This window comes from Reichenbachiella sp. MALMAid0571, assembly GCF_040151475.1.
Classification (GTDB): Bacteria; Bacteroidota; Bacteroidia; order Cytophagales; family Cyclobacteriaceae; genus CAXBNB01.
In genome coordinates, this window is the sequence record NZ_JBDKWG010000123.1 from 25,128 (window position 1) to 46,231 (window position 21,104).

Consider the following 21,104-nt stretch of genomic DNA (forward strand, 5'->3'; position numbering starts at 1 on the left):
TTCCTGTTTCTCATGAAACTTACAACCAATCTTTTCTCTTAAAGTAATATAACATGCCTAAAAAAATTACTCCCATTGCTCCCAATGTAATGAAGTAACCGTTTTCCTGATGGAGCTCAGGCATGTTTTCAAAGTTCATACCATAGATACCTGCAATAAAGGTAAGTGGAATGAAAACAGTTGCTACTGTAGTCAGTACCTTCATAGTTTCATTCATCTTTTGACTCAATGACGAAAAGTAAATATTAGTTAATCCTTCCAACGACTTTATAGTCGAGTCTATTTCTTCAATAGCACTTGTACAACTGTTGGCCAAATCCTGAAAATATTTAGTATTCTCCTTCTGAATAAAAATAGTATTACGGTTAGAAATCACTTTGAGTGCATCTTTAAAAGGATTCATGGATTTTTTAACCATCTCAGCAACCTGTTTCATCTGCTCCAGCTCTATAAGCGATTTTTGAGATGGGTCAGTCAAAATGATTTTCTCCAAATCCTTCATTTCATCATTAGTCGCCTCAATGGTTTCAAAATAGTTGTCAAGTATGGCATCCAGCAATTGATACACCAAAAAGTCAGCACCTTTTTGCCTCACCAACCCTAGTTTCTCTTCTATTTTGTTTCGAATATGATCAAAATGGTCTCCAACCTCTTCCTGAAACGACACTACATAATTTTTACCCAATACAAAAGACAGTTGCTCCAACTTAAGTACTCCTTCATCATCTTTCAGTACAGATTTTACACTAAAAAACACATAATGATCATACTCTTCTACCTTGGGTCGCAAGGTGGTATCAAGCGTTTGTCTGACGGTAATCCTATTTAGGGAAAGTACTTTTCCGATTTCCTGGATAAGTTCTACTTCATGCAATCCATGAAAATTAAGCCAATAGACTTTGTCGTCATCGAGGTTATCAAAGAAACTAAAATCCTCAACCTCATGTTTAATTTTCAATTCCTTTTCGTTGTATTCATGCAACTGGATTCGTACCTTCTCTACCTTCTTTTTTCCAATAAAAGTAATCTGCCCTGTACTTTTTGATACACTCTTCTGCTCAGAATAAAGGTTTCTGGAGAAATTACCCAAGGTCTTTAATCCCGACATCAGCATCTTGTCCGGCCTTGACATGTCAAATTGTTTCTTCATCTTTCACAACGGGTATGGTTAAATTTACTTTAGTTGCTCTTATGCCTTCAGTAGCGATTATCTCTGCTTCTACTCCATGACCAAGCTTCATCTTTTTTCCTTTTTCCAGTCTGTGTCCAAATTTTTCAACAATCAAACCAGATAAAGTATTGGCATCTTCTGTCTCAAGATTGATATCAAATCGGGTATTGAGGTCTTCTACAGGAATATCACCATCTACCAGAAATTTCCCATCCTTCTGTTCTACTATATCAGGTTCTTCAAGGTCAAACTCATCTTGCAGATTGCCCACCAACTCCTCCAGTACATCTTCCATAGTGACAATACCTAATACGGTACCATGCTCATCCTGCACAAAAGCGAAATGCTGTTTCGCAACCCTAAACTCCTGTAGTAGCCTACCGATCAGAATGTTTTCAGGTACAAGCATAGCAGGCCTTGCCAATGAAGACAAATCAAGCTGATCCTCATGGTCATAACCAATCGTGTCTTTGATATGGATTACTCCTATTACCTTGTCCAACGACCCATCGCACAAAGGAAATCTGGTATGTTTTGAGTTTTTGGCATAAATCAAATTTTCAGCAAACGACTTATTGGCATCCATAAACTCCACTTCGTTTCTTGGCATCATTATTTGCCTGGCTACTTCATCATCAAAACGAAATACGGCATTGAGTAATTTGTGCTCGTTTTTAGACAGTTCTCCTTTGGCATGGGCAATACTCAATGAAGCCCGGATTTCTTCTTCCGTAAGTGGTGTGTCGTGCTCATCGGATTCCTCAATACCCAACCACTTGAGAAAAACATTAGTAACGGCATTCAACACATACATAAACGGGTACAATATCACATAAAATCCTTTCAACAAAAGAGAAAAGCTAAGGAACACAATAGCGGGCTTTCGGATGGCATATATCTTGGGCACTTGCTCTCCGATGATAATGTGAAAAGCTGTAATGATCGTAAAGGCAATAGTAAATGCTATGCCATGTACAACATTTTGAGAGTTGATTCCAAGGTCATGTATCAAAGGAGTAATAAGGTGGGCAATTGCAGGTTCTCCTATCCAACCCAGAGCGAGTGAAGCCATGGTAATGCCAAGTTGACAGGCAGACAAGGCCAGGTTCTGTCTTTTGAAAAGCCACATTGCCGTAGTTGCAAAGGGTCTTTTTTCATTGATCATCACCTTTAGTTTACTCTTACTAATTTTTACAATTGCAAATTCTGCTGCTACAAAAAAACCATTTAGAATGATGAAAATGACCGTAAGGCCAATTTTCACCCCATCCATTGCATAACTTGATTCTACTTCCAATTTATCTTAAGTTAGTTTGGTCAGAAAACGTTTCTGCCGTGTAGTTTGATATGTCATCCATCTGCCTGAGCCAATACCAGGAAGAAAAGATAGTGAATTTAGTTTTCTCCGGTTGTATTTCCGAATCAAATTGCCAAACAATATGTTCTGCCTCCGGAAAAGGTCCATTGAGCACCTGATCGTCAAACAGCCTGTTGATGACTGAGTGGTCATTCATACCATTCGCTATCAATCGGGCAATCAACGATTTATCAGCATTGTGTAGCATGTTTGTACCTATCTGATTGTATGCATTCACTTCTAAAACACATTTTACTGCATCCGTTTGTGGAAATTTCTTTGGAAAAGCCCATTTCATCATCACAGCACAATTAAACAGTTCCTTATGGTAGCTGATATTTTGATATTCCTCCCACAGGTTTTCTTCCATCATTTCAAAAACGAGGTTGTGAATCTGTCCCTTGGTAAGCAGGCCTTGAAACTTATATCCAAGTACAATAGCAGCGGCTTCTTCCGGGTCAAGTTCCTGAAGGGTCATAATGGTATAGTCTTTTAATTCGCTTTCCTCGATTTTGTCCCAATCGTCAAAATCGGCCAATTCCATGATACTTTTGTAGTCATCACCCGACCACCCATCAGGTAATTCATGTATCTCCTGAACACTCAAGACTTTTACGTCAAATTTTGATTTCATTGTATAATCACAGTTTTTCTTTGGTTTTAACTTTGGTAATATTTCCTTTTGCATCCAGTATCAATTGCTTTGCTTCGTTCATCACCTTGCCATAAATCCGATACAAAGACTTTCTTTTTCCGTATAGTATCCTCTCATGTTCCGAATCAAATACCCAATCTTTGTATTGATCCGATTTCAATGTATTTAATACCTCATCCGGTAAATCTTTCCTTTCAATCACTTCAACTTCTTCCAATATTTCTCCCTGAGCATTGTAGGTTACTTTGTATTTTTTGTCTTTATCAAAAAACAATAACTGATACAAGACCGGTACTTCCAGATCGTAGAAACCATGATCAAATATGCTATTCTGAAATGGATCGTACAATCGCTCATGGATAGACCACTCAATGACATCAACGTCCAGATGGTTCTGATTTGCGCTAGTCTGCACCTGAGCAGGAACATCTTTTTCAGTTACAGTTTTTTCTTGTTTAGAAAAACCGGGTGCATTTTTAAATTTTTCGTGATCTTCTTCAGTAAAATTGATATCATTATCCAATTTTAATATTTTGACCAACTTATAGGATTCATTGAAATATAGAATCCTCTTCTTATTCTTATCTGTAAGCCAAACTTTATAGAATTTACCATCCTCTCCAGATTTCACTATCTGCTCTTCGTTGTGCCTTTTCCAGATTCCGTATCCTTTTTCTTTCAACTGAACTTCAATCTCGACGGGAAGGTTTCCAGCTAATGGACGAGAGGTTACATACCATGAACCACCAAAATCGAATATATTTCTAACTTCACCTTTTTCATCACTAAACCTTGCTTCGTAATAATTCGGTGTATTATTTTCCCATAAGATAGGTAAAAACGTAGGAGAAACATCTGAACCTTGATGGTAATGATATGGATATGGATACCATTTCACTTCGTTAGCATCCGGATGCAATTCTTTGAATGATTTCAATACGATTTTGGGTACTTTCCTGGCCGGAATACTAACAGGCGTTTGAGCATTGCTCTCTGCTACAATCAGTAAAAGGACTGAAATAAGTAATAATAATCTTGAAAATTTATTCATATTTCTTATTTAGACGGTACGACTTTCTAAGGTCACATTCTTATTTGATAAATGAAAACAAATCAATAAGAATAGCTGTCAAAAAGCATTCCGAATAGAACGATTCTATCAAATTTTATAGCTTCAATTTTTCCAGACAACAGATGAAAACTACTTCATCCATCCAAATCCGGGCTTGTCAGAGGGATAAAGTATGCCTGACTCACACCTGACCATAGATGCAAACGGATCATTAAGCAGATCGAAATGACCATCCAGATCCGCATAAATTACATTAGGCCGTGCCAATGCAAAATGAAGCCCTGCTGCTATTCCCATTGCAGATTCATCCATACAGCCGACCATCGTTTCTACATGGGCAGCTTTTGCCACAGAATTGATTCTGATAGCCTCAGAGATGCCACCTACTTTCATCAGTTTTATATTGATCATATCGGTGCAATTATTGGATGTAAGATGAAATACATCTTTTAGGGTCATCAAGCTTTCATCCGCCATAACAGGCACAGAAACCTGATTACTTACTTGCTTCAGCAGGTCAGAGTTGTTCTTGTTGGTAGGTTGTTCGAATAGCTCCAGCCCAACTTTTTTGGTTTCATTGATAAAGTGAACCGACTCTTCTACCGAATAGCCCTGATTGGCATCAAATCTGATTTCGATTTTTTCACCAACCATTTCCCTCAGTTTGATGATTTTTTCAATATCTTCAACGACATTTATTCCGCCTTTTATTTTAAGAATAAAAAAACCTCTCGCTCTCCATTCCCGGGCTTTTTTGAGGGTTTCTTCCAAAGGAAGGATACCAATGGTAACGCTGGTAGGAATATACATTTTATAACCTCCTAACAGCCTATATACAGGTTCTCCTGCTTTCTTACCAATTAAATCATACAATGCCATGTCCACCATAGCCATAGCAGACGGCTGATTTTTGAGTCTGTTTTTCAAGTCTTCCAGTAGCAAAGCATGCATAAAAGGATCCTGACCTTTCAGGTAGGGTTCTATCACATCATTGAATGCTTTCATTACGGATTCTGCAGTTTCCCCTGTCACTTCCATGTCTGGAGCAGCACACCCCCAGCCTGTTATCACCCCATTTGTAGTCATTTTAATAAACACATTGGGAGATTCTTCAATGCGCTCATAGGCTATGGTGTAGGGTTCACCAAGCTTAAGTCTAAAAATGTTACATTCTAAAGATGTTATTTTCATATTAATACCTTTTCTGGTACAAATCTTCCAGATTGCTCTTTTTGATTTCCTCTACAAACTTGACGAGATGAGCCACCATTATCTCCCACATTTTTCGCCCTTTTTCTTCTGTGGCACGTGTAGGATCGCCCATCACGCCGCTTTTAGAAATTCTTTTGGTACGGACATACCAGGCAACACCTCTATCAGAAGTATAATCCAGGTATTTACTCCCAAAATGCAGGGTTTCGTTCACAGCCTTATCCATCTGTACCACTTCAGGGCGAATGGCTAATGTAGTGCTCGTTTCTATCTCCCCGGCATGAATGTCATTTGGTGTTTCGATCAAATCATTGAGATCGATATCACTGGTCTCCCCAGTATCAACACATACAAATATCTCTGCATCCCGATTGATCATTTGTGCTGCATAGCTTAACGTAGGTGCATTGTCACCATGTCCATTGAGAATAATAAGTTTTTTTATTCCATTTTTAGCCAATCCCATACCAATATCATACACAAATCGGGACAGTGCATCATTGGTCACACTTAAAGTGCCTTTAAATTCCTCATGATGATAAGAAACCCCAAAAGGAATAGGAGGCAACACGAAGGGCTTTGGATCGCTGCAAGCCTCTGCTACTTTCCCTGCCAGGTACACTGCATCATAATAATCAATATCTACCGGCAAATGTGGCCCGTGCTGCTCAATGGCTCCACAGGGTAATATGGCAGTATCTACTATTTTCAACCGCTCTTCCAACTCAGGCCATGTGAATTTTTCCCACATGTAATTGCTATTGTTAGTCGAGCCGGGTTTTGTTTTAAATTTGGTTCTTTTGATTTCAAAAGGATAAGGTATCGTCATCAGCTCGCTATTGAGTACATCAAAATCTTCCCACTTCCTATCTTTAAGTCTTACTGCCCCATTGCTGTGTTTAAGTAGATAACGGAACAGTGGTTTTCTGATATCGGAAGGTACATCCATCACCATGCTGCGCTCATTGTCAAATCTTAGTTTCAGAATTTGCTCATGCGGTTTAGCTAGTTTAATTGTATGTTCATTTTTTTCAATAAAACCTTTTTCGAGTAGTAAGTAAAAAAGATGAGAGGCATCTTGTCCCAACTGCTTCACTTTTTTAGCCTCCAGACTTTTGAAAGATTTTACAATCTGATCAGGATTATACCCACAATTTTTTGGATCTTCATCCAGTGCCGAAAGCATCCCTACAATCCTCCTGCACTTCTCACAATTGCCGCAGGGATAGATCCTACCATCTTTCTCATGAGCAGCATGACACGAAATTTGTTGTGCCTGAAGTTGAGGAAACTGCTTCACCAATATTTTCAATATCAACAGTTCTGAAAGGCTCCTAAGGATAGAAAATTGATGGAGTGCCCAACCTTTTTTCATATAATACCTTGTCAACGCATTGTCGAAATATTTACTTTGGTCGTACAATCCTCCATAATGGGTGATTCCTTCATGGTTGAGTTTTAATGTGGTATCGTACTCATCACCAATCAGAATATTGCCGACTTTTCTTTTTCTGGCAATGGGTAATACCCCAAACAGAAATACGGCAACTGTCCACAACCTTACTGGATATATATCCGCCCTAATGTCTGCAAAGTTTTCCCTGATAAATGGCATCTCACGGAGCATCCAGTTGAACACACGGTCGCTGTTGCACCACACTCTGGAAGTGTTGGGCTCTGTGTTTTCCAAATATTTATGTGCGTTGATGGCTGAAAACCAGTGTCTGCCCGACTCATTGATAAAAACCGGATGAGCGTGGTTGCCCAGTTCTTTGATGATGCCATAGCTAAGCAAACTGTCTTTGCCTCCGCTGCTTAAAATAACGTACTCGTTCTTGCTGGTCGAGCTCAAACTCCAATTGTCTTTATCCATGTCTGGCTTAAATGCCGAATTGATAAAAGTGAGTTTAGCAGCAGTATATTTCTTGAGTTTTTCAACCTTTGTATTTTGATATTCTGATTTTAAAAACTCATTTGGCAACAAAAGCTTGTTGACATAAATCTCACGTGAAGTATTCTCAATCATATCGCTAATAAAACGCTGATCTGCTTCATCATACAATCCGTCGAAAACCAATTCTTCGCAAAACAGACCATAGTTCATTGCCACCTGTGCCCCCATCATGGAAACAAGATTGAGGTCTTCAAAACCATCCTTATCAAACACTTTTTCAGAGTAGGTGTAGATCAATTCATTAAAGACTATACTTCCATCTGATTTGGTGACTGAATAAGGTATTTTCACCCTTTTATCCTCAACCAATGCTGGCCCTGCCTTCAATTGCCTGAAGACAACAAATTCACTAAGATCAATTGTTTCTGTCACTTCTTTTGAGGTTTTCACAAGTAGCTTTTGATTAATTCGACGAGTTTATCCGCACCATCATACAACACGTCCGTGCAAAGTAGCCCTGTCTCTTTGGTTATTTTTTCGCATGCCGCAGCAATTTCATCTGCTTTCATTCCTTCATGATTCAGAGTTATTGCTATTACTTTTTTACCCGAAATCATTTCAATAGCGGCTATTTGCTCACTGAGAGGTTGAATAACATATCCTGGAAATCCATCATATTCCAATCTGGCAGGAGCGTGCTGCAATACCACATAGTCGGGTCTGCCGGCAGCCAAGATCTCAAAACCACCCGGATAAGCCGGATTCATCAGGCTACCTTGCCCCTCTATCACAATGACATCAGGGTTTTCATTTTTCCAGGCCTCATACACCGCATGTTCGATTTCACCCGACACAAAATCATTGATCAGGGAATCCAATACCATAGAGTATTTTGCTCCCTGCATCCATCCTGTCTGACCTGTGCCTATCATTTCAGCTTTTTTGCCGGAGTTTCTGATGCCATGTACAATAATCCAAGCTGTGGTTCTTTTACCCACGGCAGAGTCGGTACCAAGTACTGCCAGTTTCAGGCAATTGACTTCTTCTATTTTTCCTGAGAAAAAATGAAGTTCGTCCCGCTCTGGTGTACGTCGGATATCTCTGATCTTACAGCCTTTTTCACTCGCCAAAAACATCAATTTTTCGTCTTTGTATAAAAAATCATGAAGCCCTGAATCTACGTGAAGGCCATGCTCAACTGCCTGATAGATTGCCTTCCTTGCTGGCTCAGGCAACCTTCCTCCATCAGGAGCCAAACCAATAACAAAGTATTGCACATTTTTCACAGCACGCAACGCTTCCGATAAGTTTAAAAAAACAGGAATTCCATTTTTCTTACCATCCAATACTTCTCCTGCATCTTTACCCACATAAGTGGAATCTATCACTCCCAAAACATTGTAACGCTCCGTAAATCTCACCAGGCCATGAGCAGTTTTACCATTCGGTGTATTAAAAGCCCCTTCACAATATACAAGGGCATTTCCATCAATTACTTTTTTCATTTTCTACTAGTTAATATCGCCACATAACGATCCGGTTCTAAATCTTTTTCTCTATCCATTTCCAATAAGGCTACTAATCCTGCTACGGAAGCAGGAAGTACATGGAGTCCTTCTTTGTCTTTGAGTAATTTTGATGTTTTCAATAACTTCTCGTCACTTACATTATAAGCCCCTCCTTTCGATTGCAAAATGGCATACAAGGCTTCCTCTCCATCGAAGCTATGCCAGTTGATCAACGGCTCATTAACTACTGTTTCTTTGATTTTTTCAGGCACAAGGTCAACACAATGATCCAAACCTTTTTTGAAGGAATAGACAATTGGGTTTTTCTTTGTCGAAGATGAAGCAATCATTAATGGAATCCTTGAAGTTTTTCCCCTTTTATATAAACTCACAAAACCCCGGTAAATCCCGGCAAGCAAAGTACCATTGGAAACAGGTACTGCTATGATTTTGGGTGCATCTCGCAGTTGATCATATATTTCATTAGCTATTTCAGAATAGGCAATAATCTGCAACGGTGTGTTTACACCGCCGGGGTTGGCATCATACCAACCTTCAGATTCTGCTTTAGCAGTAGAATAGTTAACACTGTCTTCGTACAATCCTTTTATCCTGTGTACTTCACATCCATTTCCTTCCATTTCATGGATGCGGGTAGTATGATAGTTTTCTGGTATGTATATAACGCAGCGCAGGCCCGCCAACCCGGCAGCCAAAGCAACAGACGCTCCATAATTTCCACAAGTAGCCACAGTAATGGCATCATACCCCCTTCTCAATGCATCATGACACTGGGCAAAAGCTATCCTGTCTTTTTGGGTGCCTGTGGGGTTACCTCCTTCAAACTTGAGAAAAAGCTGCCTTACTCCTGTCTCTCTTTCTATATTTCTGGCTCGCAGCAGAGCAGTATCGCCAACTTCTATGTTAATGATGTCCTCATAAGATTCTATCCTATCCAAAAGTGAGAGTGATTGATCCTTTACCATCTCACTCAATTTTTTAGACTCCTGAGATATGGAACTTTGAGGTACGTTGGTTTTTTCCTGCTTTTCTTCTTTCATTTTATTTTACTACAAAATACACTCCGCTAAACAACCTTTATTGGTCTTGCTGCTCTTCACCAAGAAACTCACAATCCGAATTGAATAGTAAATTGACATAACTCAAACTGAAATCTTCGGTCAATTCGCCATCTACTTCTTTAATTTCCTCTTCGGTAACTTCTACAGTAATATAATACTTTTCCGATGCAGGTTTTTCTACAAATTCAGCTTCCAGGGCTACTGCTTCGGAATAACGCTCTTTCAATAAATCTGTAATACAGGGCATCAATTCCTCAATAGGAATGGAAGTGGTAGTCATAACCCAAGCACCTTCTTTTTTAAAAGTGGCCACCTTTGAAAAACCTTCGTGTTTAAATGAAACCTGATATTGTCCCTCTTCCATCCACCAGTTGACACTTTTGGCATCTTTATATTTGGCAGTGAACGATTTGGTTACGGCAATCGGTGTTGCCTGATCGGCTCCATAAGCTACTACTCCGAGTAGCATCAGGAAAATAAATATACTTTTCATTTCACATTGTATTTATATCCGTTGAGACGAGACATTCCCGAATGGTCACATGATTTCATGCAAATTCTTTTTAATACTTGGTCAGTGTAATTGATTCCAAAGGTTGACCTATCAGGCAACCCCAACGCAGTAGGAAGAATACAGAGTAACCGCTTTTTCTCTGGCACGCATCAGCCGCATTTTCACTGCACTAGCAGACAGGTTATAGATGTCTTGCAGTTCTACTATGGACTTATTGAGCTGGTATTTCATAATCAAAAGTTGCTGATCCTCATGTGAGATTGTCATAAGTGCTTTTCCGGCTACCTCTTCTTTTATTTTCGCATCTAATTCTCTTTCCTGATCAGTACAATCCGCCAGATTTACCAATGAGTCTATTGGCTCAAAGAATTTACCTTTAGCTTTCCTCTTTTTGTCAGTACAATAGTTGAAGGTAACGGCATAAAGCCAGGTAGAAAATTTTGAATCCCCTTTGAATGTAGAGATTTTTTCCATCACACGCAACATGACATCTTGAGTGAGGTCATTGGCATCATCAGTGTTTTTAGCAAACGACAAACATTTGGCAAAAACAAGCATGTAGTAACGGGAATACAATTCTCCCATTGCGCTATTATCGCCATTTTGAAGGTTTGATACCAGTAGTTCGTCGGTAAGTGTTTGTTGGTTTTGAGTGTTCATCTTTTTGTATAAAACATCATTTTTTGATGATGCTAAATTCAGAAAGATAAAATCCGAATGTAAGAGCTAAAAAGCGTAAAATAAAAAAGCGGTTGTAAAGCGTACTCCTCGTAAGTATCACTTAGTTGCTACGTGATTCTCGTAGGTAGATCTCATAAAACGGTAACCGAGGAAACTCCCGCTTCAGGTTTAACTCGTACTTCGTAGGATAGTCAGGATTGTACAGCACACCAGAGGTGTAGTGAAAGATGGCTTCTTTGTCCAAACCTGTAAGGTTTTAAAAACCTTACAGGTTTCCGTAGCGCTCCCTAAACTACTCCAAATCCCAATCGGTGATGTTGTCAATTTGATTATAAGGGGAATTGTAGTAACTAAAAGGCATGTGTCGCCGACGAACCGACATTGCGAGGCACGAAGCAATCTATGTCTTCCTGATAATAGATTGCTTCATTCTACTACGTTGCATTCGCAATGATGAAGACTCAGGAATCCAAAAAACCTTTTTGGATGGCGTATTTCACAAGTCCGGCTGTGTTTTTTACTCCAAGCTTGTCAAGTAGATTTCTTCGGTGGGTATCTACGGTTCTTACGCTAATGAACAGTTTCTCCGCTATCTCTGGATTGGAGTACTCTTCACTGATCAACACAAGAACTTCTATTTCACGGTCAGTAAGCGGAGTGTCTTCTGTTTTTTTCTTTTTGGTAACAGGATTGGAAATATGATCCAAAAGCTTTGCCGAAACCTGGCTGCTGAAATAGGTATTGCCATTGGCAGCTGTGTGGATGGCATTGATCATTTCTTCTTTACCTGCATTTTTGAGGATATAGCCATTCGCTCCTGCTTCCAGCATTTTGATTATGTAATTTTTATCCCCATGCATGGACAAGGCAAGGATTTTAATGTCAGGATAATCCTTTTTGATTTCAGCAGTCATGTCTATTCCATTGGTCTCTCCCATGTCAATGTCCATCAGTATAATGTCCACTTTCTGCTGTTCCAATAGTTCACGAATTTCTTTCCCACTTCCGACATCCCCTACTACCTCCATGTTGTGCTCCTTGCCGAGCAACTCGGCCAAACCTTCCCTGAACATTTTATGGTCATCTGCTATCAATATATTCATCTGCTCCATAGCTTTTCAATTAAGTGGTATCTCAACGGTGGCAGTCATGCCCCTTCCCGGATGAGAATCTATAATAACTTCTCCCGCCAATGCTTTTGCCCTATTTTCTATGTTCATCAGGCCAATTCCTTTACTAACCAATTCCGGAAGGAACCCTTTTCCATCGTCTTCATACATCAACTGAATATTTAAATCCCGACGAATTACCTGTAATGTTATTTTTTTCGCCTGAGCATATTTCAAAGTATTGTTTATCAATTCCTGACCTATTCGGTACAATGCCAATTCAGTCACTTCATCTAACCGTTCGTGCCAACCGGAATTAATAAAACTAACTTCAATTCCTTTAGTCTCATCAATCTTTTCACAGAGCGTTTCAAGTGCTTCAATTAAACCAAAATCGGAAAGCACCCTGGGCATCAGGTTGTGTGAAATAGACCGCAAATCGTTGGCAGCCTCATCTATCATTTCATAGGATTTCCTGAATTTATCCCCCAGTTCATGACTAATGGTTTCCACATCCCCTTCAATATTGGCAAGATTCATTTTCAAAGTCGATAAAATAGGCCCTATCCCATCATGAATTTCTCTTGCCAGCCTTTTTCTTTCCTGCTCCTGCCCTTCCAATAGTGAATTGAGAGCTGCATGTTTTGCCTCTTTGATAGATGAAATATCTGCTATAGTGACAATCATTCCATTATGGATTTTTCTTCCTCTAAATGTCAGGTATTTCCCATTGTAAAACACTTCTTCTATGTCAAACTGCTTCCGTTTTTTGGTCAGGCAATGATCAACTTTTGTTTTGAGTTCATCAATCTCATCAATTACCTCTAGTATCTTCATTCCTGTCAATTCATCAATGCTGTATTCCAAACCCAACTGTTCCAAAGATTGCGCATTGGCAATAGTTATATTGCCCATTAAGTCTATGGCAATAATGCCATAGGGAGCTTCTTCGATCATTGAAAGCAGAAAGTCGTGGTTATTAATAAGCTCTTTGTCGTAGGTCATTCTTTTTCCAAATACATTACATCAAAGTCTAAAGATAAACCCGGTATAAGATAAAGTCACCAATTTTTAAAGATATAATGTGACCTGCTTTGAAATGAGCGTCTAATACAAAACACCGTGAAGCTTGTTTCATTTAGTAAAAGGAGGAACTCAAACACGGTGATGGTTAATTATATATTTCGTATGTCGAATTTTAAGAAAATATTAGTGCCATTTGATGACAATGCCAGATCCATTGGAGCACTCGAATATGCTGCCATGTTTGCCACTGGCATAGGAGCTAAAATAACAGCCCTTCATTTGGCTGATCCCAAAGACTATCACTCCAAAGAAGAATTTCAGAAAGAATTGGCAGAAATGGTAGATCAGCAACTGCGCCCCACATTGCATGAAATCCAAAAAACCTATAGCGACATCCGAAAAATAGACCTGCAAATCCGGGGCTTGGAAAAAGCAATTCCACAACACATTGTTGAATTTTCAGAGGAAAATGAAATTGATTTCATAGTAATGAAAAGTCATGGCTTGCCAGATACAGATGATTGGGACATGCATCTGAAAAGTACCAATGCCTATAAAGTGGTGTTGGAATCTACCTGTCCCGTGTTCACATTTACTGAAATCCCGATAAAACCTAAAATGAAAAACATTCTGGTTCCATTGGATCTAAGTGAAGGCAGTTTGTACAAAATCCCATTTGCTGCATCTCTTGCTCAGCAATTTGAGGCGACTCTGCATCTTGTCTCTGCATCAGAACACAAAGAAGATCAGGAGGAGCTGCAACATAGGCTGGACCAAGTGAGCAATGAACTGACTGAAAAAGGAATCAAAATCGTCAAAAATGGATTATTCCCCGGCACTTTGCCTGCTGCAATCCAAGCATATACAGAAAAGTCCGGCATTGACCTGGTGATAATTATGAGCCGACCGAGTTTCAAGTGGTCAGATCTATGGGTTTCTCCTAAAGCCAAAAGAATTATTTCTCATTCCAAAGTGCCGGTGGTCAGTATCCGATCAAACAAACCGCTGGAAGTGGATTTGTGATTTCCCATTCACTTATATGTAGAAAAAGAAACTCCTATTCTAGAAACAGGAGTTTCTTTTTCTACAACTAAAAGTTTTTATTCGGTTTCAATATTCAATTTGTACCAGTTAATTCTTCTGGTAAAATACATGGTAGCTCCCAAAATTACTGTTAATCCAATGCTTCCCATAAGAAGGGCATAATCTGCCAATTGCAGTGTTACGAATAGAAAACCATAGATTCCCAGTAATGTTGATACCAAAAGTATGGTCAGTTTTTTTGCATGGAAAATACTCAGGGAGTACAAAGTAATCATAGAAACTATTCCAAGAGCTGAAATTCCATACGCAAAATTGAAATTTGAATGCTCTGTTATAGACACCAAAAGAATATAAAAAATACACAAAGCCAAGCCAACCAACGCATATTGAAATGGATGTATCTTTCGTTTATTCAATATTTCTACCAAGAAAAAAATCAGAAATGTCAGAGCAATGGTCATCACGGCATATTTTGACGATCTCATTGATTTTTGATAATCATCCAGTGGTAAGATAAGATTCACTCCAAAAGCTGAAGCATCCATTTTTTTAGATTGGTCGGTATCTACCCAGGACTGAGGAAAGTTCCTGTTGAGCTGAAGAATAGACCAACGAGCTGAAAATCCATCGTCATTTAGTTCGCGTGAATCGGGCAAGAAATTACCGTCAAAACTTGGTGAATTCCATGCTGATTTCAGTTGTACTTTGGTAGTACTCCCAATCGGTACAAACGACATATTTTGGCTTCCCTGGAGGTCAAGTTGAAAATCGAAATTTACGGATTGATTGATGAGATTTTCAAGGTTTGGCAGGTCAACCGTTATCCCGGAATATATAAGATGGGATATTTTAGATCCGGGTTTTACACTCAGATTTTGATCCCCCCACTTAACTGCTATTTGATTCTTTATACCTCTTAAATCCGATATGCCTATTGTTAAAAATGACTGATCGTATTTTATTTCTTTGAGGTTCGTCTTATCTGGATGTTGGTCAAACAAAAAATTACCCGAAACGGAAAGATTCGATTTATACACTACTACTTCATAAATTCCTCTTCGCAATTTTTCCGGTTCTATTTCACCATCAACTTTTAGGTTTTCCGGAAGTATGTACCAATATCTTGTAGTCGTAATAATCTTTTCATCTTTCTCATATTCGTATATCAAGGGAATTGTCAAAATGGGTCCATTTATTTGCTGCTTTTCGGCCCATTTAGAACTCACTTCTGTAGTAGCCTGACTGTTTAACTGCTCTCGTTCATCAATAATCGAATCAATCATTGAAGCAGGGATCAATAGCAAGAGCATAAGTATGGTGATTGTAATCAGTTTAAGCGTAACTGAATTCTTAATCCAGTTGTTTACTTTCTCAATTGGGGAGTTTTCCATTTTTTAATTAATTTTAATTTAAAAGTACTTTGAATTACAAAGCTTAAGGGTAAAAAATTTTATTTTAAAAGTTGTTCTATTGCATTTATATGTTTTAAAAATGCCTCCCGTCCCTCATCGGTCACAGAATATTTAGTGTTGGGTTTTCTATCCAAAAATTCCTTTTTAGAGACGACATATTTACTCTTATCCAGAGATTTGAGATGGCTGGCAAGGTTTCCATCAGTGACATCCAATAATTCTTTCAAGGTATTAAAATCTAAATATTCGTTTACCACCAGAGCAGACATGATGCCTAGTCTGATTTTATTCTCAAAAGCTTTATTTAAATCTTTTAGTAATTCTTTCACGACTTGTATTTGATCTCCATCACCACTCCATAAGCAATATGCAATACCCCAAACCCAATAGACCAAAACAGCAATCCATAACCAATAAAATGGGTGGCTATTAAGCCTAAAATAATTTCCACAATACCCAAACTACGGATTTCTGTGAGTGTGTATTTGCTTGCATTAACCAAGGCCAAACCATAGAAGATAAGTGTGAGAGGTGCTACTATGCCAATATAGCCTTTCAAAAGAAGCATCAGGCATAGAATGCCTCCTGTTACCAATGGAATACTCAAATTAACAACCAGCCTTTTTGTCTGATGGTCCCAAAGTTTCTGTTTCCTTTTTTTTGTCTCTTTAGTAGTAAAATAGATTCCCGCTCCGATAGAAACCACCAATGTAATAATGGCAATCAATAACAAGCTAATAAGGCTGTCAGTAGTAATTATAGCCTTTCTATATTCAAGGTAGTCCTGATTGGTATATACATTTTGATAGGCCAAATAGGCACCAATCAGGGCGAAAATTCCGGCAGACACTCCTGATAGCCCACTCAAAGAAATAAACCGTGATGACCGATTCATGATATCTTTGATATCTCTCAGGTCTTTTATATATTTTTCCTCACTCATAAAAAGTACTTTGAATTGCAAAGTAATTAAATATTGCGGAGTATTACTATATTACTTGGGATAAAATTTCATCGTTAATATAAAACTCATCTACAGTCATGGCAAAAAAGATACTGTTCCTTATAATATTTCCCTCCATTGTCCATTTTTCTCAAGCTCAAAAATTTGACAAGCAAATCAACACACTAGCGACGCAATACGAAGCAGAAGTCATAGAACTTAGACATTGGTTTCATGAGCATGCCGAGCTGAGCAACAGGGAATTTCAAACCGCAGAAAGAATAGCCAAGGAATTGAAATCTATAGGATACGCCCCTCAAACAGGTATAGCCAAGACTGGAGTGGTTGCTATTCTAAAAGGAGGAAAACCTGGCCCTGTTGTAGCATTGAGAGCAGATATTGACGGACTTCCAGTAAAAGAACGAGGCAATCTCAAATGGGCCTCAAATCAAATGGGAGAATATAACGGTGAACAAGTAGCTGTAATGCATGCTTGTGGCCATGACACACATATCAGCATATTGCTGGGTGTTGCCAAAATGTTATTTAAAATCAAGGATCAAGTACCTGGCACTGTCAAGTTCATCTTCCAACCAGCCGAAGAAGGTGCGCCAGTTGGTGAAGAAGGTGGTGCCAAACTGATGGTGAAAGAAGGTGTTTTGAAAAACCCTGATGTGGATGCCATATTCGGTTTACACATCAGTGCAGATACTCCTGTTGGTGAAATTGAAGTCAGGTCAAAAGGCATCATGGCTGCTGTAAATAGCTTTAGAATTGACATCAAGGGTGTTCAAACTCATGGTTCTGCTCCTTGGTCCGGTGTTGATCCGATAGTTACTGCTGCACAAATGATTAATTCAATTCAAACAATCGTGAGTCGTAATATGAAACTGATAGATGCAGCAGCAGTAGTTACAATAGGCGCCATTCATGGTGGTGTAAGAAGCAATATCATCCCAGAGGACCTTTATATGCTCGGAACCATCAGAACTTTGGATGCCGAAATGAAAACCACGGTTCATCAAAGACTTAGGGAAATTGTAGAGCATGTTGCTAAAGCCAACAATGCAGAAGCCACACTGGAAATTGATGAAGGCTACCCGATTACTTATAACGAACCTGAATTGTACGATCAAATGCTACCCACACTCAATCGCATCGCTGGAGCAGATAATGTAAAGATCATATCGGCAATCACAGGAGCTGAAGATTTTTCATTTTTCCAGGAGAAAGTTCCGGGACTTTATTTCTTTGTTGGCGGATGCCCAAGCGGGAATGACACAAAAAAGGCCGCACCTCACCATACCCCCGATTTTTATGTTGACGACTCTGGCATGTTACTCGGAATGAAAACCATGACTGCTCTAACCCTTGATTATTTAAATAAGAAATAGGTTTTTTTTTGACATTAGTAGCTACACACCGTTTCGCATTTAGCCATAAGATTTATAACAGACCTGTCTGGTTTCTTTCAGAAAGGAAAAGAAAACAACTGTTAACATAGGGTTTTTCGAGATAAACCTGACAGGTCTCAAAACAAATACCTCATCAAAAATTTCCACTTGGTATTCACACCCTAATGGCTCGGATTTATCTATCTATTTCTGGCTGATATCTCAGCAGAATCCTTTTCAGTTGGAAAAAAATCTGTGATAAATACAACTCCCGATTCCTCTTCAATAAAATAAATTACCTTCACTTCTGCTCTGGAAGTTCTTTCGTATAAAACAAAACGATATTCTTTTTTCCTATGTAATAATCGAGGTTCTGGTGCTGCTCTTTTTGCTTGATAAGCTAAACTTTTTGCGGTATCTCTAATTTCATTTGCAATTTCTTCTGCACGACTTAACTCGTAGTTATCATACAGGTAATCCACTATTTCGTAAAAACTAATTTCTGCGGGATCGGTTATGATCACTTCATACTTGCTCTCTTGTTTGCTTTCCACTGCTCAAAACTCCGATTAAATTGATCAAAACTTTTTGTTCTACCTTCGGATATCGCCTTTTCAGATTCATCTGCACGCTTGTTCATTTCATCTTGAATAAGCAAGTCCTTCATATAAGCAAGCACTTTTTCTTGTTGGTTATTTTCTAGTCTAAGCAGATGGCTAATCAATTCCTTATCTATTACCTGATCCATAATAATAACTTTTTACCAAAGTTAACAAATTCCTAATTATTTCAATTTACCCTTCCGTTTCTATTATCCTCATAATGTCACCCACTATATCCAATTTGAGACTCGATATTATGAGGTACTCTTCTTGATTGCAATATTTATACTTTTCCCAATGGCGTGCATTTAGCCTTTTCGGCGCAATGCGTGACTTATTCCAGCATCAAAGTAAGCAACCAACCACTACGATGCTCAATATGCCTGAGAAAGAATAGGATAGCGGGTAAAACTGGATAATCCGGTAGCATTTCTGTTGAATTTACCAATACAGCTCGACTGATACTGCACATCAAAGCTAGGAAAATCGGGATTTATACTTTTCGGCATATCACTACCTTGAAGGAAGAAGAATACAGTCGTTGTGCCGTATTTGGTATAAGGCATCATCTGTCCGTACTGCTCCATCTCCTGCCACAGGGTATCCGAGATACTTACCACATACTTTCGTATGATAGGACCGGTATTATTCTCATTTCTGTAGAAAGCCATTTCCTTAAAGTCACCAGGTAAATCATCCACAGTATCCTGAGAGAAACTTATCCAAAAAATGATGGTAGTAATAGTAGCTATTGCAATAAGGAAGATTCGCTTCATAAAGGACAAATATAGTTGTTGAAGTCTTAAGTGCGTACTTAGCGATAGCATACGTGACTTATTTCAGCATCAGAGTAGGAAACCAACTATCTTACAAGAGGGACAAGTCATGCGTTGCACCAAAAAGCCTAAACTTGGGATATGGGAGTTTTATAGAACTGGACAATATACAGACCTGCCAGGTTTCTTCCAGAAGGGATAGAAAAACAACCGTCAACATCGGGTTTTGCGAGACAAACCTGACAGGTCTTAAAATTTATGCTTCTCAGACTTACAATAAGATAAATAGTAGAAAGCAGGAAACCAACTACCTTATAAGAGAGGCAAGTCACGCATTGCACCAAAAAGCTAAACTTGGACTATGGAAATTTTATAGAGCTGGACAATATACAGACCTGTCAGGTTTCTTCCAGAAAGCACAGAAAAACAACCGTCAACGTCAGCTTTTTTGAGATAAACCTGACAGGTCTTGCCTTCCTGCATAATTCCTAGCTGAACTCATTCTAAGGAATCTATCAGTAGATGTTTGAACTCTTTCTTGTGAACAGATCGATCCAGTGTACCACGGTAGAAGTAGCAAAGTAAGCCCTTCTGAATCCGCCACTAGTCTTAGCGTCTCGCTAAGATCTATAATCAAGAATCAATTCTTGAAATGAGTATAGATAAATCCTTTTCAGTTCGTTATCTATACCAAAATTGTAATGAGTTTTCAGGGTCTTAGCGAGACGCTAAGACCAGAGGGGGATGACAACTCCAAGCAAGGACGCCAGTATTTGAAAAAGTTGCGACCAAAATGACGGTTCATTATAAAATTCTCCTGACTGAAAGATTATGTCCATTGTAGGGGATAGTTACATTTATTGAATTTAGAGTTTTTCATTATTTCTTTCTGCTTCAATCAGTTTCTGCTGTTTTTGTTTCTCCTCTTCAAGGGTTTTGTTTAATTCATACTCAATTTGGCTGTTGTAATGTTCACAAGTCATATAATCCAGAACCATTGTACAACTAGCCAATCGCACTTTGGAACCTTTAGCTGGTTGCGAAAAATAATTATCTGTTAAATGCAAATAATCAATAAATGAATAGAGTTCAACAACCTTACATGGTTCATTGATACTTTTCCAGTACATGCTGTTGTCCTCGCTTCCCAAAAATTCATAGTTTTCATTCAAGGTTTTCTCAAGGTTGTCACGTATACGATAATAGAACTTTCCTACTCCAGATCCGTCCCTTTCAGGGCCAATTCGACTACCGTCAGAAACAATTTCATATGAATCAGAATAAATTAGATCCACACCGTGTCTTGTATTTCTAATCTGAAAAGGTACTTTGGTGAGATTGTCGGCGGATTGGATATTGAAAACGAAACGACCACTCTCTAAGTTTCCTAAAGAGTTCTCATACTTAATAATTCGTTTAAAATCTTGATCGTTGATCCCAGGCCAGAAGCTCAAAAAAAACAATTCGTTCTCGTGTTCTTTGATGAGAGATCGTATTTCCTCATCCGTTCTGTTATCAACGTTACAAGCAGAAATGAGCAGCAGTGTTAAAATAAATATTGGAACGGTAAATTTCATCATAAAGATAATTGCTTCTAACGATTGTATAATGAGCATGCTCATTATCTACCTTTCAAATATAACTGTTATTTT

Annotated in this window: 23 protein-coding genes; 3 read left to right on the forward strand and 20 right to left on the reverse strand. The window is 38.7% G+C overall.

Going from position 1 to position 21,104, the window contains the following annotated elements; genetic code table 11:
- Positions 1-19: 19 nt before the first annotated feature.
- From corA to AAOP42_RS09925, 13 genes are all read right to left on the reverse strand, one after another.
- A complete protein-coding gene (gene corA, locus AAOP42_RS09870) occupies positions 20-1,150 on the reverse strand; it encodes a magnesium/cobalt transporter CorA (RefSeq protein ID WP_349528333.1) in 1,131 nt (376 codons plus the stop codon).
- Positions 1,134-2,468: a hemolysin family protein gene (locus AAOP42_RS09875; protein ID WP_349528334.1), complete on the reverse strand. Its 1,335-nt coding sequence runs from the start codon at positions 2,466-2,468 to the stop codon at positions 1,134-1,136. The genes corA and AAOP42_RS09875 overlap by 17 nt, the downstream gene beginning before the upstream one ends.
- A 1-nt stretch (position 2,469) precedes the next feature.
- Positions 2,470-3,162, reverse strand: a complete 693-nt coding sequence (locus AAOP42_RS09880; protein WP_349528335.1) for a hypothetical protein — start codon at positions 3,160-3,162, stop codon at positions 2,470-2,472.
- A gap of 7 nt (positions 3,163-3,169) precedes the next feature.
- Positions 3,170-4,234, reverse strand: coding sequence for a hypothetical protein (locus AAOP42_RS09885; RefSeq protein WP_349528336.1), 1,065 nt, complete (start codon positions 4,232-4,234; stop codon positions 3,170-3,172).
- Between the two features lie 150 nt (positions 4,235-4,384).
- Entirely contained in the window at positions 4,385-5,446 is a 1,062-nt protein-coding gene (locus tag AAOP42_RS09890) for a mandelate racemase/muconate lactonizing enzyme family protein (RefSeq protein ID WP_349528337.1), read from the reverse strand.
- 1 nt (position 5,447) lies between these two features.
- Complete coding sequence (locus AAOP42_RS09895; RefSeq protein ID WP_349528338.1) at positions 5,448-7,811, reverse strand: creatininase family protein; 2,364 nt, start codon at positions 7,809-7,811, stop codon at positions 5,448-5,450.
- Positions 7,808-8,866, reverse strand: coding sequence for an N-acetyltransferase DgcN family protein (locus AAOP42_RS09900; protein ID WP_349528339.1), 1,059 nt, complete (start codon positions 8,864-8,866; stop codon positions 7,808-7,810). The genes AAOP42_RS09895 and AAOP42_RS09900 overlap by 4 nt, the downstream gene beginning before the upstream one ends.
- A complete protein-coding gene (locus AAOP42_RS09905; protein ID WP_349528340.1) occupies positions 8,863-9,930 on the reverse strand; it encodes a pyridoxal-phosphate dependent enzyme in 1,068 nt (355 codons plus the stop codon). Before AAOP42_RS09905 ends, AAOP42_RS09900 begins: the two co-directional genes overlap by 4 nt.
- Positions 9,931-9,967: 37 nt before the next feature.
- Positions 9,968-10,444, reverse strand: a complete 477-nt coding sequence (locus AAOP42_RS09910) for a hypothetical protein (RefSeq protein ID WP_349528341.1) — start codon at positions 10,442-10,444, stop codon at positions 9,968-9,970.
- Between the two features lie 111 nt (positions 10,445-10,555).
- Positions 10,556-11,125, reverse strand: a complete 570-nt coding sequence (locus tag AAOP42_RS09915; protein ID WP_349528342.1) for an RNA polymerase sigma factor — start codon at positions 11,123-11,125, stop codon at positions 10,556-10,558.
- 121 nt (positions 11,126-11,246) lie between these two features.
- Positions 11,247-11,390 carry a type ISP restriction/modification enzyme gene (locus AAOP42_RS23775; RefSeq protein WP_502947654.1) on the reverse strand — a complete coding sequence of 48 codons (144 nt, stop codon included), beginning with the start codon at positions 11,388-11,390 and terminating at the stop codon, positions 11,247-11,249.
- A 217-nt stretch (positions 11,391-11,607) separates the two neighbouring features.
- Positions 11,608-12,249, reverse strand: a complete 642-nt coding sequence (locus AAOP42_RS09920) for a response regulator transcription factor (RefSeq protein WP_349528343.1) — start codon at positions 12,247-12,249, stop codon at positions 11,608-11,610.
- Between the two features lie 15 nt (positions 12,250-12,264).
- Complete coding sequence (locus tag AAOP42_RS09925) at positions 12,265-13,260, reverse strand: PAS domain-containing sensor histidine kinase (RefSeq protein ID WP_349528344.1); 996 nt, start codon at positions 13,258-13,260, stop codon at positions 12,265-12,267.
- 183 nt (positions 13,261-13,443) lie between these two features.
- On the opposite strand from AAOP42_RS09925, the gene AAOP42_RS09930 reads away from it, so the two are divergent.
- The gene (locus AAOP42_RS09930; protein WP_349528345.1) at positions 13,444-14,304 is read left to right on the forward strand and encodes a universal stress protein; all 861 of its coding nucleotides are present in this window, start codon (positions 13,444-13,446) and stop codon (positions 14,302-14,304) included.
- 77 nt (positions 14,305-14,381) lie between these two features.
- Here the strand turns inward: AAOP42_RS09930 and creD are convergent, their stop codons facing one another.
- Genes creD through AAOP42_RS09945 form a run of 3 tightly spaced genes read right to left on the reverse strand, consistent with a single transcriptional unit; the run spans position 14,382 to position 16,680 of the window.
- Positions 14,382-15,716 (reverse strand): cell envelope integrity protein CreD, encoded by a 1,335-nt coding sequence (gene creD, locus AAOP42_RS09935; RefSeq protein ID WP_349528346.1) that lies wholly within the window; start codon positions 15,714-15,716, stop codon positions 14,382-14,384.
- 59 nt (positions 15,717-15,775) lie between these two features.
- Positions 15,776-16,066, reverse strand: coding sequence for a winged helix-turn-helix domain-containing protein (locus AAOP42_RS09940; RefSeq protein WP_349528347.1), 291 nt, complete (start codon positions 16,064-16,066; stop codon positions 15,776-15,778).
- Positions 16,063-16,680, reverse strand: coding sequence for a hypothetical protein (locus tag AAOP42_RS09945; RefSeq protein ID WP_349528348.1), 618 nt, complete (start codon positions 16,678-16,680; stop codon positions 16,063-16,065). The genes AAOP42_RS09940 and AAOP42_RS09945 overlap by 4 nt, the downstream gene beginning before the upstream one ends.
- A gap of 98 nt (positions 16,681-16,778) precedes the next feature.
- On the opposite strand from AAOP42_RS09945, the gene AAOP42_RS09950 reads away from it, so the two are divergent.
- Positions 16,779-18,074 carry an amidohydrolase gene (locus tag AAOP42_RS09950; RefSeq protein WP_349528349.1) on the forward strand — a complete coding sequence of 432 codons (1,296 nt, stop codon included), beginning with the start codon at positions 16,779-16,781 and terminating at the stop codon, positions 18,072-18,074.
- Between the two features lie 200 nt (positions 18,075-18,274).
- Here the strand turns inward: AAOP42_RS09950 and AAOP42_RS09955 are convergent, their stop codons facing one another.
- The 3 genes from AAOP42_RS09955 to AAOP42_RS09965 form a co-directional block, all read right to left on the reverse strand.
- Positions 18,275-18,628, reverse strand: a complete 354-nt coding sequence (locus AAOP42_RS09955; protein ID WP_349528350.1) for a hypothetical protein — start codon at positions 18,626-18,628, stop codon at positions 18,275-18,277.
- Positions 18,595-18,822: a hypothetical protein gene (locus AAOP42_RS09960; RefSeq protein WP_349528351.1), complete on the reverse strand. Its 228-nt coding sequence runs from the start codon at positions 18,820-18,822 to the stop codon at positions 18,595-18,597. Before AAOP42_RS09960 ends, AAOP42_RS09955 begins: the two co-directional genes overlap by 34 nt.
- 228 nt (positions 18,823-19,050) lie before the next feature.
- Positions 19,051-19,452 (reverse strand): hypothetical protein, encoded by a 402-nt coding sequence (locus tag AAOP42_RS09965; RefSeq protein WP_349528352.1) that lies wholly within the window; start codon positions 19,450-19,452, stop codon positions 19,051-19,053.
- 53 nt (positions 19,453-19,505) lie between these two features.
- On the opposite strand from AAOP42_RS09965, the gene AAOP42_RS09970 reads away from it, so the two are divergent.
- On the forward strand, positions 19,506-19,904 hold the full coding sequence (locus AAOP42_RS09970) for a hypothetical protein (protein WP_349528354.1): 399 nt from the start codon (positions 19,506-19,508) through the stop codon (positions 19,902-19,904).
- 414 nt (positions 19,905-20,318) lie between these two features.
- On the opposite strand, the gene AAOP42_RS09975 is transcribed toward AAOP42_RS09970, so the two are convergent.
- Positions 20,319-21,032, reverse strand: coding sequence for a hypothetical protein (locus AAOP42_RS09975; protein WP_349528355.1), 714 nt, complete (start codon positions 21,030-21,032; stop codon positions 20,319-20,321).
- Between the last annotated feature and the right edge of the window lie 72 nt (positions 21,033-21,104).

Coding starts and splice junctions, on each gene's coding strand:
- AAOP42_RS09950 (WP_349528349.1), top strand. CDS start 16,779: ATGGCAAAAAAGATACTGTTCCTTATAATATTTCCCTCCATTGTCCAT.
- AAOP42_RS09880 (WP_349528335.1), bottom strand. CDS start 3,162: ATGAAATCAAAATTTGACGTAAAAGTCTTGAGTGTTCAGGAGATACAT.
- AAOP42_RS09920 (WP_349528343.1), bottom strand. CDS start 12,249: ATGAATATATTGATAGCAGATGACCATAAAATGTTCAGGGAAGGTTTG.
- AAOP42_RS09890 (WP_349528337.1), bottom strand. CDS start 5,446: ATGAAAATAACATCTTTAGAATGTAACATTTTTAGACTTAAGCTTGGT.
- creD (WP_349528346.1), bottom strand. CDS start 15,716: ATGGAAAACTCCCCAATTGAGAAAGTAAACAACTGGATTAAGAATTCA.
- AAOP42_RS09930 (WP_349528345.1), top strand. CDS start 13,444: ATGTCGAATTTTAAGAAAATATTAGTGCCATTTGATGACAATGCCAGA.
- AAOP42_RS09925 (WP_349528344.1), bottom strand. CDS start 13,260: ATGACCTACGACAAAGAGCTTATTAATAACCACGACTTTCTGCTTTCA.
- AAOP42_RS09975 (WP_349528355.1), bottom strand. CDS start 21,032: ATGATGAAATTTACCGTTCCAATATTTATTTTAACACTGCTGCTCATT.
- AAOP42_RS09905 (WP_349528340.1), bottom strand. CDS start 9,930: ATGAAAGAAGAAAAGCAGGAAAAAACCAACGTACCTCAAAGTTCCATA.
- AAOP42_RS09960 (WP_349528351.1), bottom strand. CDS start 18,822: ATGGATCAGGTAATAGATAAGGAATTGATTAGCCATCTGCTTAGACTA.
- AAOP42_RS09885 (WP_349528336.1), bottom strand. CDS start 4,234: ATGAATAAATTTTCAAGATTATTATTACTTATTTCAGTCCTTTTACTG.
- AAOP42_RS09945 (WP_349528348.1), bottom strand. CDS start 16,680: ATGAGTGAGGAAAAATATATAAAAGACCTGAGAGATATCAAAGATATC.
- corA (WP_349528333.1), bottom strand. CDS start 1,150: ATGAAGAAACAATTTGACATGTCAAGGCCGGACAAGATGCTGATGTCG.
- AAOP42_RS09965 (WP_349528352.1), bottom strand. CDS start 19,452: ATGAAGCGAATCTTCCTTATTGCAATAGCTACTATTACTACCATCATT.
- AAOP42_RS09915 (WP_349528342.1), bottom strand. CDS start 11,125: ATGAACACTCAAAACCAACAAACACTTACCGACGAACTACTGGTATCA.
- AAOP42_RS09900 (WP_349528339.1), bottom strand. CDS start 8,866: ATGAAAAAAGTAATTGATGGAAATGCCCTTGTATATTGTGAAGGGGCT.
- AAOP42_RS09910 (WP_349528341.1), bottom strand. CDS start 10,444: ATGAAAAGTATATTTATTTTCCTGATGCTACTCGGAGTAGTAGCTTAT.